Genomic DNA, 18,543 nt, shown 5'->3' with positions numbered 1-18,543 from the left:
GCCTACTGGCCGCGCAGGTCTTCGAAGAAGGCCTGCCGCCCCTGTACCTGGCTTGACGCACGCGGCTGCGCGGCAGCCTCGCCGCTGGCTCGTTCCACGTGCCAGTAACAGTGCCGAACCGCACGCGTCACCGCCACGTAGGCAAGGCGCTGCACCTCTTCCTTCTGCGCCGTATCGAACGCCTGGGCGTCCCCTGGCTTGCCCAAGCCGGCCAAGCGATACGCCTGGTTCTTGTAGGGCGAGCTGGTCAGGTAGTGGCAATCGCCGAGCATGAACACCGCATCTGCTTGCAGTCCCTTGGCGCTGTGATAGGTCAGCTGACGCAGGCGGCGCTGGCCGGGCGGCAAGCTAGAATCAACTTTAACTATTGGTAGTAAATACTTTTCAATCAATAACTTATCACTGGATTTTCGAAACAGCATCATGACTGTTTCACCCCGTTGATAATGCTCGATCACGGTTTCGGCCAGTGCCGCCTCGTCCCGGTCGAAGACCTTCACCGGCGACAACGGCAGCTCGGCCGCCAGCCCGCTGGCCCTGGCCTTCTTGCCGGTGATGGCCGGCGCGCCTTTGACCAGATGCTCGGCGGCCTCGATGATGTACTGCTGGCTGCGGTAGTTCTCCACCAGCATCACCCGCGTGTTGGCCGGCGACGGGAAGGCCTTGGCGAACTCCATGAAGTATTTCGGCGAACTGCCGCGCCAACCGTAGATCGACTGCCAGTCGTCGCCCACGCACATCAGCGATGAATGTTGCGCCACCCGCCCGCTGTGCATGGCCGGCCCACGGCGGCGGATTTCGGCGAGGCAAGCACGCAGCCAGCTGACGATCTGCGGCGAGACATCCTGGAACTCGTCGATCATCAGGTGCGCCAATGGGCGCAGCAAGGGGTCGGGCAGCAACCCGAGGTTCTCCGGGTTGTTCTCGCCGAACAGGGCGAACATGCGGTTGTAGGTCATCACCGGCGGCGACTGCGCCAGCAGGTGTGCTTCCAGTGCCTTCCAGAACAGCGCCAGGGCCTCGAAGAATGCCGCGTCGCTATCGCCAGAAGGGAAGCTCATGGCGGCCACGGCGTTGTTGACGTCCAGCCCGAGGTTCTCGATGAAGCTCGCAGCAGTGACGAAGGCGTCGAGCAACGGCGCCGGGGCCAGCTCGCCCTTGACCTTGTACTCGAAGCCCGGGCCGGCCACGGCATCCCCCGCCAAGGACGTTGCAAGCCGTTTTGCCGAAGAGTAATTATCAAGCCATATCAATTGCTTATCACAGAAAGCTTGAAACAGGGTGCGCTTTACCGCCCATTCCGCGCGCACCGCCAGCTTGGCTCCCGGGCGCTGGTACTGGGCGCTTTCGGACGGGTCGAAACCCAGCACCACCCAGGCGTCCAGCCCTTCCAGGCGGCCATGGACATGAAAGCGGCTGCCGCGGATCTGCACCGTGTCCCGGCACGGCTCGATACCCTTGATCGGCCAGGCACCGGCGGCGAACCACAGGTCCTCGATCACATCGCACAGTTCCTCGTCGCGCTGGGCGGCCAGTTGGGTTACCTGCACACGCTTCTGCACATCCGGGTGGTCCGGGTCCAGCGGCTTGAGCAGCAGCGCCTCCTGACGCAATGCGCCAACCAACTGGGCGAAACGCGGGTTCTGGCCCATCAGGTCGCTATAGCACTGGTTGAGCTGCTGACGCTGGGCATCGTTCAGGCGCAGGTCGAACGGGTTGCTGTCAGCGTTCGCTTCGCCGCCTGCGGGCATCTCGTTGCCCAGGGTCTCGAACGCCCGCACCTGGGCAAAACCCGGCAGGCTGCGCACCAGCGGCAGGATGCGCGAGTGGAATGTACGCACCAGCTCCCGCCCCTGGGCAGGCGACAGCTCGAGCTGCCACAGGGCAAACACCTGCAGCATGCGCTGGATGAAGTCACGGCGCGACTCGCGGGTGAAGGTCACCACGGTCAGGGCATCGAGTTCGAAGCCCAGGTAATGGCGCAGCAGCAGGATGCGCAGCACCAGCGAGGTCGACTTGCCGGCCCCGGCGCCGGCCACGACGCAGGTCGAGGGCGTGTCGCTGAAGATCAGCTTCCATTGTGCTGCGCTCGGTTGCGCCTCGGCAGGCAGACGCCTGGCGACATCAGCCTTGAAGCGCTTTTTCAGCTCGGCGGTCAACGGCAGGCGCCAGTCGTCGAACAGGTTGTCGTCCTGGCCTGGTACACCGGCATTCTCCGGGCGTGTATCGCGAATTACCAGGACCTGGCGCCCGGCCTCGAAACCAGCGGCCCGGCCCTGCTCGTAGCCCTCACGCAAGCCATCGGCATGGCCGTTGCGCTGCCCCGTGGCGTGGCCGAGGAACCAGGAGTCGCGGTGCTGCGCCTGCAGGCGCGACAAGCCTCGCCCCAACAGGCGGGCGGCCAGGCGGCGCAGCCAGGGCAACTGGGCGGGAGGGGTCAAGTCGGCCGGGGCCCGGGGATGCTCGTGCGGCACGGTCACTCCATTGAAAATCGGAACAGCCGGCATGTTCGCCTCATCCGCGTAAAAGTGCCAGCGAATGCTTAAGGATCATGGGATTAGGCGATGAACCGCATGCGGATTAGCACAATTGAATATCGTATTTATAGATATTAAAGAGCCGATATTTACGCTTTTTATCGATACTTACGACGCGCATCATGGCGCCATTCCAGCGAATCAGAGGAGCACCACCATGCTGCAACTGCGACCCTTCGAAAGCCTTGGTCACGCCAACCATGGCTGGCTCGACGCCCATCATCACTTCTCCTTCGCCGAGTACCATGACCCGGCACGCATGCACTGGGGCAACCTGCGCGTATGGAACGATGACCTGATCGCCGCCGGTGCAGGCTTCCCACCGCACCCGCACCGTGACATGGAGATCATCACCTACGTTCGCGAAGGCGCCATTACCCATCAGGACAGCCTGGGCAACAAGGGCCGTACCGAGGCCGGCGACGTGCAGGTCATGAGCGCTGGCAGCGGCATAGTCCACAGCGAGTACAACCTGGAGAAGGTCGACACGCGGATCTTCCAGATCTGGATCATCCCGGAAAAGGTCGGTGACGCGCCCTCCTGGGGTACCCGCCCGTTCCCCAAGGGTGAACGTGGCGAAGGCTTCGTGACCCTGGCCAGCGGCCGCGAAGGCGATGACGACAGCCTGCGCATCCGCACCGACGCCCGCTTGGTGGCCGCGACCCTGCGCGCCGGTGAAAGCGCCGAGTACCGCCTCGATGAGGGGCGTCGCGGCTACCTCGTACCGGCCAAGGGACGGATCGAGGTGAACGGCGTGCCAGCCAAGGCCCGTGACGGTGTGGCGATCGAGCAGGAAACGCTGCTGAAGGTGACGGCGCTGGAAGACAGCGAAATCGTGCTGGTCGATGTGGCCTGATCGTCCTTGGCCGGCTTGCCGGCGCAGGCCGCTATCGCACTTTTTCGCGTTTGTGCGCTCTATGCATGGCCAGGTCCCACCGATCCCCGGTGGGACCGCCTTTTCCAACCGGTGCCGATGGCCGCACGAAGACGCTTTCCGTTTCCTCTCCTACTGCTGATGGCCGGCAGCCTCGCGTGCCTGGTCGCCTGTACCCAGCAGCAGGGGCGCGACATGCTCACCCAGTTCGGCAACGGCAAGCCCGACGAGCTGTTCCAGACCAGTGTCGACCGCATGGCCACCCTGGCCATGCGTGACAACCTGCAAAGCCTGTACCTGCTGATGAACAAGCTGTACCTGCGCAACCCCAACCAGTGGCGGCAATCGGGCTACCTCGACGCTACCACCGCGGCGCGGCAGATCCGCATCGCCATCGAACAGCGCCAGCCGCTGGCGCAGTTGGGGGAGCGCCGCGACCTGGCGGCCTTGAGCTACGCACTGAGCCCGGAGTTTCGCGGCGACCGGGTGGGTGCCTTCATCTACGCCATCGGCAGCATGCTGGTCACCGCCCACGGCGGGCGCACCGAGTTCTACATGACCGACACCCTCGACCCGTTGTTCATCCACAATGCCGCGCGCAACATCGAGAAGGCCACCTGGATGCTCGGCCAGCGCCAGGATGCCAATGGCGTGCTCCTGCTGTTTTCCAACGAAATTTCCGAGCAAGGCAGCAACCTCAGCTTCGCCGTGGAGTTCGGCAAGGTCGTCGCCCGCCTCGACCTGTTGGCGCAGATGCTTGACGAGCGCTATCGACGGATCGGCCTGAATTACGCGCAAAGCCTGCTGTTGATGAATTTCCTGCCGGTGCAATGAGCCGCGTCCGCTAGTATCGGCAGCCGAGGGTTGCCATCGCAGCCCCTCAAGCGGCACGGTTGAGCCGTATCCAGCCCAACAAGCAAATGAGGCGCCAAGCAATCAACCCCGTCGCCGTTTCAGCTGCTGCTTCAACACCCGCAACGGCGGCGCATAGAAGAACCCGAACGACACGCTGCCCTGGCGGCCCTTCACCGCATGGTGCAGGCGATGGGCCCGGTACAGACGCTTGAGGTAGCGGTTGACCGGTTTCGGTGCCCGTGGCCAATGGCGGTGGAAGAATCCGTCATGGGCCAGCACGTAGGCCAGCCCATAGCCCGCCACGCCGCCACCAACCCATTGCAGCGGCGCATGCCCGGCCTTGCCCAGCACCACCAAAGCAGCGGCGATCAGCCCAAGCGCCAGCAGGTAGAGGTCGTTGGTTTCCAGCATGCCCAGTTGCGGCTCGTGGTGCGAGCGGTGCAGCCACCAGCCCCAGCCGTGCATGACGTACTTGTGGGCCAGCGTGCCGACGCCCTCCATGGCCACCAGGGTGCCGAACAGCACGGCGAGATTGAACAACATGTATCGGTCCGAAGGGGGTTGGCAGCGAAAGGCGCAAGCGTACCATTGCCGCCAGGTCATTCAGAGGGATTTTCCATGAAGGATGTGCACGCCTCGGCCAGCACCGGCTACACACGCCAGTCGGGCAACTACGAGCAAGGTCGTCCGGACTACCCCGTCGCCTTGCAGGACTGGTTACGCGACACCCTGGGTATCGGCGCCGGCACCCCGGTGCTCGACCTGGGCGCAGGCACCGGCAAGTTCACCCGCCTGCTCAGCATGCTGGCACCGCGCCTGACGGCAGTGGAACCGGTCGCCGCCATGCGCGCACGCTTGCACGAACGGCTGCCCGACATCCCCGTGCTCGAGGGCACCGCACAGCACATCCCGCTGGCCGAGGCCAGCCAGCAGGTGCTGGTCTGCGCCCAGGCCTTCCACTGGTTCGCCGATGCCGCCGCCCTGGAGGAGATGCACCGGGTGCTGGCCCCCGGCGGCCGTCTGGGTCTGATCTGGAACGTGCGCGACGAAACAGTGGACTGGGTGGCGCGGATCACCGAAATCATCACCCCCTACGAGGGCGACACGCCACGTTTTCACACCGGGCGCTGGCGCGAAGCCCTCGCAGGGAGCCGCTTCAGCACTCCGCAACTGACCACCCTGCCCCATGTCCATGAGGGTGACCCACAGACCGTGATCCTCGAACGCCTGCGCTCGGTGAGCTTCATCGCCGCCCTGCCCCAGGCCGAACAAGACGAGGTCATGGGCCAGTTGCAAAGCCTGATCGACAACCATCCGGACCTCAGGGGCCGTGAGCGCATCGCCTTCCCTTACCGCACCCAGGCCTACGTCTGCCAGCGCCTGCCGTAACAGGATTGTCATGATTCATGCCTTGACCCCGCGCGGGTCGAGGCGTATGGTCCGCCGCGCATTCAAGCATCCCTCACCCAGGAGACCCCTGCATTGGACAGTAGCCCCAGTCGATTGCGACAGGCCCACACGGCGAGCTAGTCCGGCAGCGTTCCTGCCACTGTCTCGCCGTACTCGGTAGACGGTGGTTTCCTTCGGCCCTCCCTGGCTGAACATTCCTCCTTGCTTCCCAGCCCTGCCACCCGGCATGGCGCGTGGTCCTGCGCATTCCTCGTTTGCAATCGCGCCGTCTCAAGTCGGCGCCCATGCGGGCCATCGCCCGCAGAACGGAGTTCGCTATGGATTGGAAAATCTTCCTGCTGCGCGTCAGCGTGGCCCTGCTGCTCGGTGCCCTGATCGGCGCCGAGCGTCAACTGCGCCAGCGCCTGACGGGCCTGCGCACCAACGCCCTGGTCAGCACCGGCGCCTGCCTGTTCGTGTTGATGACCCAGGCAGTGCCGGGCATGGCGCCCACCGATGCCTCGCGCATCGCCGCCTATGTGGTGTCGGGCATCGGCTTTCTCGGCGGCGGCGTGATCATGCGCGACGGCTTCAACGTGCGTGGCCTGAACACCGCCGCCACCCTCTGGTGCACCGCCGCGGTCGGCGTGCTGTGCAGCCTCGGGTTGTTGCTGGAGGCGTCGCTGGGGAGCCTGGTGGTGCTGTGCGCCAACATCCTGCTGCGCGACCTCGCCCAGCGCCTCGACCGCCAGGACGTGCTGCCGGCCAGCGAGGTCGAGCAGCGCTACGAGGTGCGCATCGTCTGCCGCGCCGAGGACGAAATCCAGGTACGCAGCCTGATGCTGCACAGCCTCAGCGACCCGGGCCTGCGCCTGCAGTCGCTGCACAGCGAGGACCTGGCCGACCCGGCACGCCTGGAAGTACGCGCCGAACTGCTCGGCACGCCCCAGGCGCCGACCCAGCTGGAGCGCCTGGTCGGCCGGGTGAGCCTGGAGAAAGGCGTCAGCTCGGTGCGCTGGCAGTTGCAGGCTCAGGGCCTGAACATCGATTAGGGTCTGTACGAAATGTGTCTGCGCGAAGGCCAGACAAGGCGAAACGGGGGAGGAAGCGCAGTGTACTGGAGTACATGAGCATTCCGAGCCCCGTTTCAACGCAGTAGGGCGAGTGCAGATACATGTCGTACAGGGCCTAGACGCTGTCGCGCACATGCCGCTCGCGCAGCTCCTGGCGCTCCTTGGCCTCGACGCACAAGGTCGCGGTGGGCCGCAGCAGCAGGCGGCGCAGGCCGATCGGCTCGCCGGTTTCCTCGCACCAGCCGTAGTCGCCCCGGGCCAGGCGCTCCAGCGCCTGGTCGATCTTGTCCAGCAGCTTCTTTTCCCGCTCCAGCGAGCGCAGTTGCCAGTGGCGCTCTTCTTCGGCGCTGCCGATGTCGGCGGGGTCGCTGTGCACTTCCTGCTCGCGCAGGGCGCGGAACTCCTGTTCGATACGGCCCTGCAGCTCGCCGCGCTGGGCCAGCAGCAGGTTACGGAAGAATTGCCGCTGCGGTTCGTTCATGTAGGCGGCGGCAGGTTGTTGCAACAATTGCTCTTCAGTCATGGCAAGGTTCCGAAATGCTGGGGGCGCGTCGCGCCCCTTTCGCTGGCAAGCCAGCTCCCACAGGGGCTGCGCAGCGGCCCCTGGCTCAATCAACGGTCGAACATCAAGGGCAATCCCTGGCACGGGTCGCGCACCTGGCCCTGGTGCCAGGCCAGTTGCCCCGACACCACCGTGGTACGTACCACATGGTGAAAAGCGCGCTGCTGGAACGGCGTCCAGCCGCAGTGCGCCAGGATCGGGTCGTCCGCCACGGCCCGTGGCCTGGCCAGGCGCTCGACGATGGCGAAGTCTGCCCAGTACCCCTCGCGCAGAAAACCGCGTTCGCGAATGGCGAACAGCTCGGCCACCGCGTGGCTGGTCTTGGTCACCACCTGGGCCATGCTCAGCACTCCTTCGCTGACCAGTTCCAGCGCCGCCGGGAGGGCATGCTGCACCAGCGGCAGGCCTGACGGTGCGCGTGCATACACCCGCCGTTTCTCCTCCAGCGTATGCGGCGCGTGGTCGGTACCGATCACATCGATACGGTCACGGGCCAGGGCCTTGCGCAAGGCGTCACGGTCGGTGCCAGTCTTGATCGCCGGGTTGCACTTGATCAGATGGCCGAGGCTGGCGTAGTCGCTGTCGTCGAACAGCAAGTGGTGCAAGCACACCTCAGCAGTGATGCGCTTGCCGCTCACCGGGCCGGGCGTGAACAACGCCAGCTCGCGTACCGTGGTCAGATGCAGCACATGCAGGCGCGTGCCAAAACGCCGGGCCAGTTGCACGGCCAGGCTCGAGGAACGGTAGCAGGCATCGGCATCGCGGATCAGCGGGTGCGCGGCCGGGGGGATGAACTCGCCGTGGCGCGCCCGCCACCAAGCCTCGTTCTGCAGAATGCTCGGCGTGTGTTCGCAATGGGCCAGGACGATGGTCGGCGCATAGACGAAGAGTTTTTCCAGCACCTGCGGATCGTCCACCAGCATGTCGCCAGTGGACGCGCCCATGAACACCTTGATCCCGGCAACATCGCGCGGGTCGAGGGCGGCAATGGTGTCGAGGTTGTCGCGGCTAACGCCGAAATGAAAGCCATAGTTGGCCCGTGAGCCCGCCGCCGCCCGGCGCTTCTTGTCGGCCAGCGCCTCCAGGGTCAACGTGGGCGGGTTGGTGTTGGGCATGTCCATGAAACTGGTGATACCCCCGGCCACCGCTGCCCGCGACTCGCTGGCGATGCTGCCCTTGTGCGGCGCCCCCGGCTCGCGAAAGTGCACCTGGTCGTCGATCATCCCCGGCAGCAGCCAGGCGCCCTTGGCATCAATCTCCAGTGCCGCCCGGGCGTTGTCGAGGCTGCCGGCGATCCGTTCTATGCGCCCATGGCGCACCAGCAGATCGGCTTCGAATTCACGCCCCTCGTTGACCAGCCGCGCATTGCGCACCAATAGCGTGCCCATGCTCAGAACTCGTTCTGCAAGGCCTTGTAGCCCTGGACCAGGTCGATATTGGTGCGCGCCACGTCCTCGGAAAACTCCGAGGCCGACACGCTGACCGGCGGGTAGCGCTCCAGGTCGGTATGCGGACCGATGTGCTCGGTGGGCGGCACGTAAAAGCGTGGCGGCAAGTCGCGGCCGTCGACCACAGAATTGTGCCGCACCACGCTGCCATCACCGACCTTGCAGTTGAACAGCACGCTGTTGAAGCCGATGAACACCCGGTCGCCGACTTCGCACGGGCCGTGGACGATGGAGCGATGGGCGATCGAGCTGTACTGGCCGATGCGTACCGCCGCGCCGGACTTGGAATGGATCACCACGCCATCCTGGATATTGGAATTGGCGCCGATGACGATCGGCTGCATGTCGCCGTCGGCGTCCACCTCGTCGGCGCGGATCACCGCGTAGGGGCCGACGAACACGTTGTCGTGGATGATCACCTTGCCGCAGATGATGGCGGTGTGGTCGATATAGGCCGATTCGGCGATTTGCGGGAGATGGCCGGAGGGGTTTCTGCGGATCACGATGAGGTCCTGCCTGGAGGAAGACTGCAAATGTTACGTTATAACAATTACATTGCAACACCTTCCCGCGTCGATCTGGCAAACTGCGTCTTCTTGCGCAGCGACGCCACGCCCATAGGTCTTGTCTCCACCATGCTTGTCCGCCTCACCCGCATCGAGGATGTTCCCTTGCTCCCGGCCCTGGAACGCTCCGCCGCCCAGGCATTCCGGCAATTGCCGCACCTCGCCTGGCTGGCCGACAGCGACGTGATGGATGAAACCCAGCACCTGGCATTCGTGAGCGAAGGTTGCAGCTGGGTCGCCGTGGATGATCAGGACCAGGCACTGGGCTTTCTCTGCGCCAGCGTTGCCGATGACGCCTTGCACATCCATGAGCTGTCCGTGCGGCAAGAGGCCCAGGGCCAAGGCCTGGGCCGGCGTCTGCTGGACCAGGCCTTTGATGCCGCCCGCCACAAGGGCCTGGCCTGGCTGACCCTGACCACCTTCGACGATGTCCCCTGGAATGCCCCGTTCTATCAGCGCTACGGCTTCGAACGTCTGGCGGTGCGACAGCTGGATCATCGCCTGCAGACGATCATCTCCAGCGAGCTGGCCCACGGCCTGACCGATCGCTGTGCCATGCGCTTGGCCATTACCTGCGGCCCCTAGACGCTGCCGATTTGACTTCGCATTGGCATCAGAACCGCTCCACCACCATCTTGAACGGATACGGCTGCGCCTTGTACTTGCCGATCTTGCCGCGCTTGGGCAGCGTCACCTTGTGCTCCCGGCTGAGGTCCTTGTAAGGGATCTGCTGCAACAGGTGGCTGATGATATTCAGCCGCGCCTTGCGCTTGTCCTCGGAGCGCGCCATGTACCACGGCGACCAGGAAGTATCGGAGGCGGCAAACATGTCGTCGCGGGCGCGGGTGTAGGCGTCCCAGCGGTTGTAGGACTTGACGTCCATCGGCGACAGCTTCCACAACTTGCGCCCGTCGCTGATGCGGTCCTGTAGCCGGCGGGTTTGTTCCTCGGCACTGACCTCGAGCCAGTACTTGATGAGGATGATCCCCGACTCGACCATCATCCGCTCGAACATCGGCACCACGGTGAGGAACTTGTGCGCCTGCTCTTCGGTGCAGAAGCCCATCACCCGCTCCACCCCGGCGCGGTTGTACCAGCTGCGGTCGAAGATCACCACCTCGCCGGCCGCCGGCAGGTGGGTCAGGTAGCGCTGGGCGTACATCTGGGTCTTCTCGCGCTCGGTGGGCGCCGGCAACGCCACCACGCGGAACACCCGCGGGCTGACGCGCTCGGTGATGGCCTTGATGGTGCCGCCCTTGCCCGCGCCGTCGCGGCCTTCGAAGACGATGCACACCTTCAGGCCCTTCTCCACCACCCACTGCTGGAGTTTGACCAGCTCCACATGCAGGCGCTTGAGTTCCGCCTCGTAGGTCTTGCGTCCAAGCTTCTCGTCGACCTCACCCTTGCGCTTGCCCTTGGCCATTGCCTGCTCCTCTCTGCCCGCTTCAGGTCGCCCCGACGGCGCCGGGGCGGAACCAGCAGAGTATGGCTGAACACCCACCATTTGCCGGTTGGCCGCCGGTCGTTGCCAGGAACAGGCTTTGCCAAACAGCGCACAGCACGGGCGATATGTCGTCGTGCCACGATTGCGGCCGCTCTGGCGCGCGGGTTCTAATCCTGCCCTGCGCTCCACCCAGCAATTGGCAATACAAGGAAGCCTTACGATGGACAGGAAGATCATACCGCTGGCGTTGCTGGCGACCCTGGTCGGCTGCTCGGACAACCAGCAGCCCCGTGAAGCCGACCTGCGCCAGGCTGCCCAAGCCTACCTCGACAGCCAGTACCCGCACTGTTTCGTGATCAGTGCCTTCCCCACCCGCACCCGTGACTTCGACGTCGAAGGAATCAACCAGGCCCTGCACGCCCTGGCCCAGGTCGGCGTGGTCAGCGAACGGGAAGTTGCCCGTACCGAAGTCCCTGAGCGCCTGTGGCAGCCGGCGCGCACCGACATCTACTACGCCTACGACCTCACCGACGAGGGCCGCCGCTACTACAAGGCCGATGCAGGGCGCAAGGCAAACGGCGCCAGCACCGGCGGGCTGTGCTTCGGCAAGGCCCAGGTCACCGCCATCAACAGCGTCGGCAAGCCTACCGAACATGATGGGCGCAAGCAGTCGCAGGTGAGCTACAGCTACCAGGTGAAGGAACTGCCGAGCTGGGCCAGCGACGCGGCGGTCCAGGCCGGCATCGCAGGCCTCGGCCAGGCAGCCGCCAGTGCCGCCAAGCCGCTGGAGGAAACCCGCGCCATGGTGCTCACGGAACAAGGTTGGGTCCACGAGCAACTGCTGGCCAACTGATCGCGGTGTTAATCCTGGGGAAATCCGCGCACGCCATCCTTGCCTCAACCCGGCCGCCTGGCGGCCGTTTTTAGGTCAATCGATGGAGACCCCAGTGATGAAAACCCTAACCTGTGCACTCGCCCTGCTGGCAACGATCTCGGCCACCTCGGCCTTTGCCGAAGGCGGCGCCGACCGCCTCAAGGAACGCAGCGACCAATGGGCGCTGCAACGCCAGCAGGCCGAGCAGATCGCCAAGGGTGACGCCCAGTCACCCGCCCAGCAGCAAGCCCGGCAGACCCAGGACAACGCCAACACACCCTCCAGCTGATAGGCCCCTTGGGCATTTTTGTTCAATACCCGCGCCGCGGCCTCGGGCAGGATAGCCGCACTATCCTCGCCACAAGGAAACGCCCGATGAGCCTGACACTGTCCATGGCGGCCTTCGCCCTCGCCGCCTCCATCTCCCCCGGCCCGGTCAACATCGTCGCCCTCGGCAGCGGCGCGCGCCATGGCCTGCGGGCCAGCATCGGGCATGCGGCCGGTGCCACCCTGGGTTTCTGCCTGCTGCTGGTGCTGGTCGGGCTGGGCGTGCATGAGCTGCTGCTGCGCTGGCCGTTGCTGGGGCAGCTGTTGCATTGGGGCGGGGTGTTGTTCCTGCTGTACATGGCATGGAAGCTGGCCAGCGACGACGGCGCGCTGGGCGCCGAGGATGGCCAGCGGGCGCCAAGCGCCTGGCACGGCGCGGCCATGCAGTGGCTGAGCCCCAAGGCCTGGCTGGCGGCCGTGGCTGGCATCGGCGCCTATACCGGCGGCGAGCAACAGCTGTTGTGGCTGTTCACCTGGATCTACGGGCCGATCTGTTTCGTCTCCGTGGCCAGTTGGGCCTGGGCCGGCAGCGTGATCCGCCAGTACCTGGCCGAGCCGTGGCGGATGCGTCTGCTCAATCGCGTGCTGGCGGGGTTGCTGGTGGCGAGCGCGGTGTACCTGATGGTATGAGGTTGACGGTTCGTGCCCTATCGCGGGGCAAGCCCGCTCCCACGTGCTATTCAGCCATTACGATAGTGCCCCGGCGTGGTCGCCAGGTGCCGCTTGAAAGCCCGCTGCAGATGCGCCTGGTCGGCAAAGCCGGCTTCCAGCGCCACCTCGGCGATGGCCCTGCCTGCGCGCAACTGCGCCCGGGCATGCTGCACCCGCTGGTCGAGCAGGTAGGCGTGCGGCGATAGCCCGAAGCGCTTGCCGAATACGCGGGTCAGGTAGGCCCGTGACAAACCTGCCGCAGCACAGATGTCCTCCAGGGTCAGCGGATCCAGACGGTGGGTGCGAATGAACGCGGCAGCCATTTCCAGGCGTGGATGCGCCTGTGGGTGACGCGCCGCGCCGCCCTCGAGATAACCTGGCAGCTCTGCGAAGAACGTCGCCAGCCGCTCGGCCTTGTCCAGCGCCTCGGTGTCGAGCAGCCCGGCGAACAGGTCGAGCAACCGCCCGTACAGCGCAGGTGACGTGCTCAATGTCGCTGCCGGCAGTTCGAACCCTCGGGCCTGCAACCACGGCAAATCAACGAACAGCATCAGGTAGGACCAAGGTTCGCCCAGGATGGGGTTGCAGGTGTGCACCACTCCTGGGTTCATGAGCACCGTGGTCCCCACGGCCACCTCATGCCGTGCATCACCGGTCAAGTAAGTGCTGCGCCCGCCGGTGATCACGCCGATGGAAAAGCTCGCGTGGGAATGCGCGGTGTAGCACACCTGGCGGCCATCCCCGACCAGACGGGCCTCGACGAAGGGCAATGCCGGATCACGCCAGAACCGCGAGACCTCGATCATCGCCCCGCCCTCACCCTTCGCCGCCCTGCACCACCACCAGCAACTGCGCCTGGCGCTCGCCGACCGAACGCAGGCGGTGCGGGGTCTGGGCATTGAAATGCAAGGCGTCGCCGGCCTCCAGCAGCACCCGCTCGCTCATGAAGTCGACCTCCACCTGCCCCTCGTGGACGAACAGGAACTCCTCGCCCTCATGTTCCTTGAAGGTCGGGTCGCTGAACTCGGTCGGCGGCTGGATCAGAAACGGCAACAGGCTGCGCTGGCCGACCTGCGAGGTCAGCACCGCATAGCCCGGCCCCTCGCCACCGCCCACCAGCGCCTGGCGCTCGCCGCGGCGCACCAGGCTGTAGCGCGCCTGGCCGTCATGCTCGCCGTCGAACAGTTCCTCGACATTGACGTTCAACGCCCGCGCCAGCTTCAGCGCCGCAGCGATCGACGGCGTGTTGAGGCCACGCTCGACCTTGGACAGATAGCTCTTGGTCATGCCGGACTTCTCGGCCAGCTGCTCAAGGGTGATGCCCAGTTTCTTTCTCAGCAGTTTCAGTCGGATAGACATGTGAAGCAGGTTTCCCGAACAAACGCACTTGCGCATGACACTTTGTGTCATATAGGATTATTTGTGTCATCTGATGGTTCGCCCCCTCACCGTCCAAAGCTCGGGGGCGAGCCAGCCCTGACATCCGTCATCACGCCACAGAGGAAAGCTCCCCATGGCCAATACCCTTACCCTCAGCAAAGACCAGCTGGTGCAAAAGGCACTGACACAGATGCAAGGCTCGCTTGCCGATAATACGTGGACTGTGCGCGAAAAGCTGGCCCTGACCTGCCGAATTCTCTTCGATAACGGCCACGACTCGGGCCTGGCCGGACAGATCAGCGCCCGTGGCGCGCAACCGGGCACCTTCTACACCCAGCAACTGGGCCTGGGCTTCGACGAAATCACCGCCAGCAACCTGCTGCTGGTCAACGAAGACCTCGAAGTGCTGGAAGGCGAAGGCATGCCCAACCCAGCCAACCGCTTCCACAGCTGGGTGTACCGCGCCCGCCCCGACGTCAACTGCATCATCCACACCCACCCTACCCACGTCGCCGCGCTGTCGATGCTGGAAGTGCCGCTGCAGGTCTCGCACATGGACCTGTGCCCGCTGTACGAAGACTGCGCATTCCTCGAAGCCTGGCCGGGCGTGCCGGTGGGTAACGAGGAAGGCGAGATCATCAGCGCCGCCCTGGGCGACAAGCGCGCCATCCTGCTTTCGCACCACGGCCAGCTGTCCACCGGCACCAGCATCGAGCAGGCCTGCGTCTACGCCCAGCTGATCGAACGCGCCGCACGCCTGCAACTGCTGGCGATGGCCGCCGGCACCATCAAGCCGATCACCCCGGAGCTGGGCCGCGACGCCCACGACTGGATCGACCGGCCCAAGCGCCACGGCGCCGCCTTCAACTACTACGCCCGGCAGGCCCTGCGCAGCCACGCCGATTGCCTGAACTGATCCCTTTACGCCTTGCTTGCGGAGCCTTGCACAATGACTAATCAATTCCACGGCATCATCGGCTACACCATCACCCCGTTCAGCGCCGACGGCGAACAGCTCAACCTGCCCGCGCTGGGCCAGTCCATCGACCGCCTGATCGCAGGCGGCGCCCACGCCATCGCCCCGCTGGGCAGCACCGGCGAAGGCGCTTATCTGAGCGACAACGAATGGCAGCAGGTCGCCCAGTACAGCCTGGAGCGCATCGCCAAGCGCGTGCCGAGCATCGTCAGCGTCTCCGACCTGACCACCGCCGGCGCCGTGCGCCGCGCCCGCTTCGCCCAGCAGCACGGCGCCGACGCGGTAATGGTGCTGCCGGCCGCGTACTGGAAGCTCAGCGAAGCCGAGATCCTCCAGCACTACCGCGCCATCGGCGCGGCCATCGACATCCCGATCATGCTCTACAACAACCCGGCCACCAGCGGCACCGACATGCCGGTGGAGCTGATCCTGCGCATCGTGCGCGAGGTGGACAACGTGACCATGGTCAAGGAGAGCACCGGCGACATCCAGCGCATGCACAAGCTGCAACTGCTCGGCGAGGGCCAGGTGCCGTTCTACAACGGCTGCAACCCGCTGGCGCTGGAAGCCTTCGTTGCCGGTGCCACGGGCTGGTGCACGGCGGCGGCCAACCTGATTCCCGAACTGAACCTGCGGCTGTACCAGGCGGTGCAGAGCGGTGAGCTGGAACAGGCCAAGGCGCTGTTCTACCGCCAGCTGCCGTTGCTCGATTTCATCCTCAAGGGCGGCTTGCCGGCGACCATCAAGGCTGGCCTTGAGATGACCGGGCTACCGGTAGGCGAACCGCGTCGGCCGGTGTTCGGGCTGGATGCCCGGGGCCGCGACCAGCTGAAGACGCTGCTCGACGCTTTGCGTCAGGACTGATGTAACCAACGCACCTGTGGGAGTACGCTTCCACAGGTCATTGCACACGCTTGAGAAGCCAACCCCAAACCCGGAGAATGCCCCAACCCAAACGACCAGAAGCCATGGAAAAGGACCTTTCCAGTGAACCAGAAACAACGCGACGCCCTCAGCAAGTTCCTCAGCTACGTACTGCGCCACGCCCCCGAATCTATCGACCTGTCCCTCGACCGCGACGGCTGGGCCGATGTCGATGCGCTGATCCACGGCGCCGGCCGGCAAGGTCATGCCTTCGACCTGCACGCCCTGCGTGAAGTGGTCGAGATCAATGACAAGCGCCGTTTCACCCTTTCCGACGATGGCCGCCGCATCCGCGCCGCCCAAGGCCACAGCAGCAACCAGGTCGAAGTGCGACACGTCGCCAAGGCGCCACCCGTCCTGCTCTATCACGGCACCGCCAGCCGTTTCCTGGCCTCCATCGAAGCACAGGGCCTGATACCGGGCAGCCGACACCATGTGCACCTGAGCGAGGATCCGCAGACTGCGTTGACGGTGGGCAAGCGCTATGGTCAGCCGGTGCTGCTCACGGTCGATACCCAGGCCATGTGCGCAGCGGGAGCAGTGTTCTATCAAGCGGACAACGGTGTCTGGCTGGTAGACCAGGTGCCGCCGGTATATCTGTCATGCCAGGCAGAAGAATAAGCCTGCAAGGAGCGGCCTTGTGCCGCCCGACCAGTTTAAAGCGGGCCAAGCGTTTCGTTAGTAAAGTACCGCGTATCCTTATCCATCGCGGGCTCCATCCCGCCATAAAATACAGGTATCGAGAAACGACCTGCCAAGCCCGACGCATATGCATGCAACGAGTGCATGATATCGCTCAAGTCGTCAGCAGACGTGCTGTTGAAGGAGAGTTCAATATCGAGGCGATCTTCCCACTTGATGACTCGTAGCAGCACCAACGGCAGGCTCACCTTATTGGATACATTGAATTCCCAGAGCCGCAGGCTCAGACATACCGACTCACCACTACCGCGCAATCGCTGCGTCACTGCCTCCAGGCTCTCCCCTCCTTGAACCTCGGAGTCTGCCGACAGCGAAAGATCAGAATGCGTTTTCGCCGAAGCCACGATCACCTTGAGGACAGCTTGCAACGCCACATCCGGCACGTGTTCCAACATGACTTCGTACACGACAGTCCCTCTTTCGGCCTACGAGGAGTATTTGCAAAACATTCACTTCTTAAGAGATTCGCAAGCGCACCGAATGCAATGATCCACCTGCTCCGTGCTGAGATAATAATCGGGATCGCCGCGCAATAAATCCTCATTTTCTGTAAAAGCGTCAAGATTGCCGAACAATTCGTCCAGCACAAGATAGACATCCTCGGGCAACACCCGCGACTCATTCTTGAACCGCCCAAAAACACCTCAACAAACTAGCCCAAGGTACATTTGTCCGATAAATACTCTTCCATCAGACTAACATAAGGCAGCGCCACCTCACTCATACTCACTCCCTCTGCCAAGGTCCTCAAGTGCATATTTTAGGCCAAGACTTACCCCCTCGATTAAATGTCACTTGATGTACATTTGCACCGTACCCAACTCATTCTTCATCCCAAAAATTTCCCGGCGTTACATAAGCGCCGTCCTTTAGGACCTCACACCAACCAAAATACCGATGAAACATTTTCAGATCGACTATCAGATAACGATCTCCCTCCAGCGGCGCCAGGCTGATTTCTGAGAGCGCATAGTGAGAGTACTCTCCACCTGTCCCTGGGATAACCCGCTGTTCAAGAGCCGTCCTGTCCCACTCCGTTACCGTTCCGCTGACGACTGGCAAAGGATCGAAAAACTCGATCTCAAAAGTCTCCGAAACTCTACAAAGGCAGGGGAGATATCGCAGCTCCAGCAACCTTTGACTTATAAGGTCTTGCTCAAAACAAATCGTCAAAATCATTTTTTCAACGCGCTCCTTGGCACGACAACTTCACCAGAGAAATTCTTCTCGAACGTTCTCACTGGACTGAACTATTGAACACCATGCGGGTCACGTATGGCTACCACCGCAACACCGTTTCTCGTGGTAACACCGTCCACAACAACAAAATGGGAAAAACGCGTACCGTTCGTGTGGTCAAAGATCAAAGGGGACAGATTTATTTTCCATACTCTAATTTTGACGCCCCGGTTCCCAGCACGTGTTTTCCTCACAGACACCTTAAGCAACGGGCTTCAACGTCGTCTTGGCCATGCAAAGACAGAAATTAGAGTAGGAAAATAAATCTGTCCTCTTTTTCTGCCTTTTTCTGTTGCCCCCTTTTTCTGCAGGGCATCGACCGAAAGCTGACAGATTTAACTTCCATACTTTAACTTCAACGCGCTCCGCCTACGCCACTTCATGCTCTCACCAGTGATAACTGCGGAAAATAGAGTAGAAAAATATACTTACCCCTACTCTTTCGCTTATGTTTACTATTCTTTTATCTCTTCAACCCCAGCAAATGCTTAAACGGCCCCTTACCCAAGTCAAGCCCCATATCTAAAACCAGCAGAACAGCCTCTCTATACTCTTCATCGCTTATGGAAACATCATATTCACAGATATGATCACACAATATCTCAAAGGCTAGACCCTCTTCACTGTACGCGACATAGTCCAAGGCCCCTTGAAGAAGATCGGAGTTCAATCTACCTTCAAATTTTTTCCCAAACTTAATAATGCGATCCGCAAACATAAAT

Annotated in this window: 22 protein-coding genes; 11 read left to right on the top strand and 11 right to left on the bottom strand. The window is 63.3% G+C overall.

Features of this window, described 5'->3' with window-relative positions; all coding sequences use genetic code 11:
* Positions 1-2 precede the first annotated feature (2 nt).
* Positions 3-2,507 carry a UvrD-helicase domain-containing protein gene (locus tag DFS21_RS18440; RefSeq protein WP_111532788.1) on the bottom strand — a complete coding sequence of 835 codons (2,505 nt, stop codon included), beginning with the start codon at positions 2,505-2,507 and terminating at the stop codon, positions 3-5.
* A 187-nt stretch (positions 2,508-2,694) separates the two neighbouring features.
* On the opposite strand from DFS21_RS18440, the gene DFS21_RS18435 reads away from it, so the two are divergent.
* Positions 2,695-3,393 (top strand): pirin family protein, encoded by a 699-nt coding sequence (locus DFS21_RS18435; RefSeq protein WP_111532787.1) that lies wholly within the window; start codon positions 2,695-2,697, stop codon positions 3,391-3,393.
* A 159-nt stretch (positions 3,394-3,552) separates the two neighbouring features.
* Positions 3,553-4,245, top strand: coding sequence for a hypothetical protein (locus DFS21_RS18430; protein WP_023631093.1), 693 nt, complete (start codon positions 3,553-3,555; stop codon positions 4,243-4,245).
* A gap of 102 nt (positions 4,246-4,347) precedes the next feature.
* On the opposite strand, the gene DFS21_RS18425 is transcribed toward DFS21_RS18430, so the two are convergent.
* A complete protein-coding gene (locus tag DFS21_RS18425) occupies positions 4,348-4,809 on the bottom strand; it encodes a sterol desaturase family protein (RefSeq protein ID WP_110701307.1) in 462 nt (153 codons plus the stop codon).
* Between the two features lie 75 nt (positions 4,810-4,884).
* On the opposite strand from DFS21_RS18425, the gene DFS21_RS18420 reads away from it, so the two are divergent.
* Both DFS21_RS18420 and DFS21_RS18415 read left to right on the top strand, forming a co-directional pair.
* Positions 4,885-5,655, top strand: coding sequence for a class I SAM-dependent methyltransferase (locus DFS21_RS18420; RefSeq protein WP_110701309.1), 771 nt, complete (start codon positions 4,885-4,887; stop codon positions 5,653-5,655).
* A gap of 338 nt (positions 5,656-5,993) precedes the next feature.
* Positions 5,994-6,707 carry an MgtC/SapB family protein gene (locus DFS21_RS18415; protein WP_110701311.1) on the top strand — a complete coding sequence of 238 codons (714 nt, stop codon included), beginning with the start codon at positions 5,994-5,996 and terminating at the stop codon, positions 6,705-6,707.
* Between the two features lie 136 nt (positions 6,708-6,843).
* On the opposite strand, the gene dksA is transcribed toward DFS21_RS18415, so the two are convergent.
* The 3 genes from dksA to DFS21_RS18400 all read right to left on the bottom strand — a co-directional run bounded on the left by dksA (position 6,844) and on the right by DFS21_RS18400 (position 9,241).
* The gene (gene dksA, locus DFS21_RS18410) at positions 6,844-7,251 is read right to left on the bottom strand and encodes an RNA polymerase-binding protein DksA (RefSeq protein WP_102684247.1); all 408 of its coding nucleotides are present in this window, start codon (positions 7,249-7,251) and stop codon (positions 6,844-6,846) included.
* Between the two features lie 89 nt (positions 7,252-7,340).
* Positions 7,341-8,678 carry a dihydroorotase gene (locus DFS21_RS18405; protein ID WP_111532786.1) on the bottom strand — a complete coding sequence of 446 codons (1,338 nt, stop codon included), beginning with the start codon at positions 8,676-8,678 and terminating at the stop codon, positions 7,341-7,343.
* A gap of 2 nt (positions 8,679-8,680) precedes the next feature.
* Entirely contained in the window at positions 8,681-9,241 is a 561-nt protein-coding gene (locus DFS21_RS18400) for a carbonate dehydratase (RefSeq protein ID WP_102684245.1), read from the bottom strand.
* Between the two features lie 132 nt (positions 9,242-9,373).
* On the opposite strand from DFS21_RS18400, the gene DFS21_RS18395 reads away from it, so the two are divergent.
* Positions 9,374-9,889, top strand: coding sequence for a GNAT family N-acetyltransferase (locus DFS21_RS18395; RefSeq protein WP_110701317.1), 516 nt, complete (start codon positions 9,374-9,376; stop codon positions 9,887-9,889).
* A gap of 28 nt (positions 9,890-9,917) precedes the next feature.
* Here DFS21_RS18395 and ppk2 read toward each other — a convergent pair whose 3' ends face one another.
* Entirely contained in the window at positions 9,918-10,727 is an 810-nt protein-coding gene (ppk2, locus tag DFS21_RS18390) for a polyphosphate kinase 2 (protein ID WP_111532785.1), read from the bottom strand.
* Between the two features lie 241 nt (positions 10,728-10,968).
* Here ppk2 and DFS21_RS18385 point away from each other — a divergent pair, with 241 nt between their 5' ends.
* The 3 genes from DFS21_RS18385 to DFS21_RS18375 all read left to right on the top strand — a co-directional run bounded on the left by DFS21_RS18385 (position 10,969) and on the right by DFS21_RS18375 (position 12,579).
* Positions 10,969-11,601 carry a hypothetical protein gene (locus tag DFS21_RS18385; protein ID WP_110701321.1) on the top strand — a complete coding sequence of 211 codons (633 nt, stop codon included), beginning with the start codon at positions 10,969-10,971 and terminating at the stop codon, positions 11,599-11,601.
* 97 nt (positions 11,602-11,698) lie between these two features.
* The gene (locus DFS21_RS18380) at positions 11,699-11,911 is read left to right on the top strand and encodes a hypothetical protein (protein WP_094010005.1); all 213 of its coding nucleotides are present in this window, start codon (positions 11,699-11,701) and stop codon (positions 11,909-11,911) included.
* Between the two features lie 86 nt (positions 11,912-11,997).
* Positions 11,998-12,579: a LysE family translocator gene (locus DFS21_RS18375; RefSeq protein WP_111532784.1), complete on the top strand. Its 582-nt coding sequence runs from the start codon at positions 11,998-12,000 to the stop codon at positions 12,577-12,579.
* 50 nt (positions 12,580-12,629) lie between these two features.
* On the opposite strand, the gene DFS21_RS18370 is transcribed toward DFS21_RS18375, so the two are convergent.
* The gene (locus DFS21_RS18370; protein WP_110701325.1) at positions 12,630-13,406 is read right to left on the bottom strand and encodes an AraC family transcriptional regulator; all 777 of its coding nucleotides are present in this window, start codon (positions 13,404-13,406) and stop codon (positions 12,630-12,632) included.
* A 10-nt stretch (positions 13,407-13,416) separates the two neighbouring features.
* On the bottom strand, positions 13,417-13,959 hold the full coding sequence (locus DFS21_RS18365) for a helix-turn-helix domain-containing protein (RefSeq protein WP_038706211.1): 543 nt from the start codon (positions 13,957-13,959) through the stop codon (positions 13,417-13,419).
* A gap of 154 nt (positions 13,960-14,113) precedes the next feature.
* Between DFS21_RS18365 and DFS21_RS18360 the strand changes: the two genes are divergently transcribed.
* The 3 genes from DFS21_RS18360 (at position 14,114) to DFS21_RS18350 (ending at position 16,501) form a co-directional block, all read left to right on the top strand.
* Positions 14,114-14,896, top strand: coding sequence for an aldolase (locus DFS21_RS18360; protein ID WP_111532783.1), 783 nt, complete (start codon positions 14,114-14,116; stop codon positions 14,894-14,896).
* Between the two features lie 33 nt (positions 14,897-14,929).
* On the top strand, positions 14,930-15,820 hold the full coding sequence (locus DFS21_RS18355; RefSeq protein ID WP_111532782.1) for a dihydrodipicolinate synthase family protein: 891 nt from the start codon (positions 14,930-14,932) through the stop codon (positions 15,818-15,820).
* A 123-nt stretch (positions 15,821-15,943) separates the two neighbouring features.
* Positions 15,944-16,501 (top strand): RNA 2'-phosphotransferase, encoded by a 558-nt coding sequence (locus tag DFS21_RS18350; RefSeq protein WP_111532781.1) that lies wholly within the window; start codon positions 15,944-15,946, stop codon positions 16,499-16,501.
* 35 nt (positions 16,502-16,536) lie between these two features.
* Here the strand turns inward: DFS21_RS18350 and DFS21_RS18345 are convergent, their stop codons facing one another.
* The 3 genes from DFS21_RS18345 to DFS21_RS18335 all read right to left on the bottom strand — a co-directional run bounded on the left by DFS21_RS18345 (position 16,537) and on the right by DFS21_RS18335 (position 18,539).
* Positions 16,537-16,989, bottom strand: coding sequence for a hypothetical protein (locus tag DFS21_RS18345; RefSeq protein ID WP_111532780.1), 453 nt, complete (start codon positions 16,987-16,989; stop codon positions 16,537-16,539).
* A 415-nt stretch (positions 16,990-17,404) separates the two neighbouring features.
* Positions 17,405-17,761: a hypothetical protein gene (locus tag DFS21_RS18340; protein ID WP_111532779.1), complete on the bottom strand. Its 357-nt coding sequence runs from the start codon at positions 17,759-17,761 to the stop codon at positions 17,405-17,407.
* A 523-nt stretch (positions 17,762-18,284) separates the two neighbouring features.
* Positions 18,285-18,539, bottom strand: a complete 255-nt coding sequence (locus tag DFS21_RS18335; RefSeq protein WP_111532778.1) for a MafI family immunity protein — start codon at positions 18,537-18,539, stop codon at positions 18,285-18,287.
* Between the last annotated feature and the right edge of the window lie 4 nt (positions 18,540-18,543).

It is taken from the genome of Pseudomonas sp. 2848 (genome assembly GCF_003253945.1).
In the GTDB taxonomy this organism is placed as follows: Bacteria; Pseudomonadota; Gammaproteobacteria; order Pseudomonadales; family Pseudomonadaceae; genus Aquipseudomonas.
This window is presented reverse-complemented; position numbering and strand designations above follow the sequence as displayed.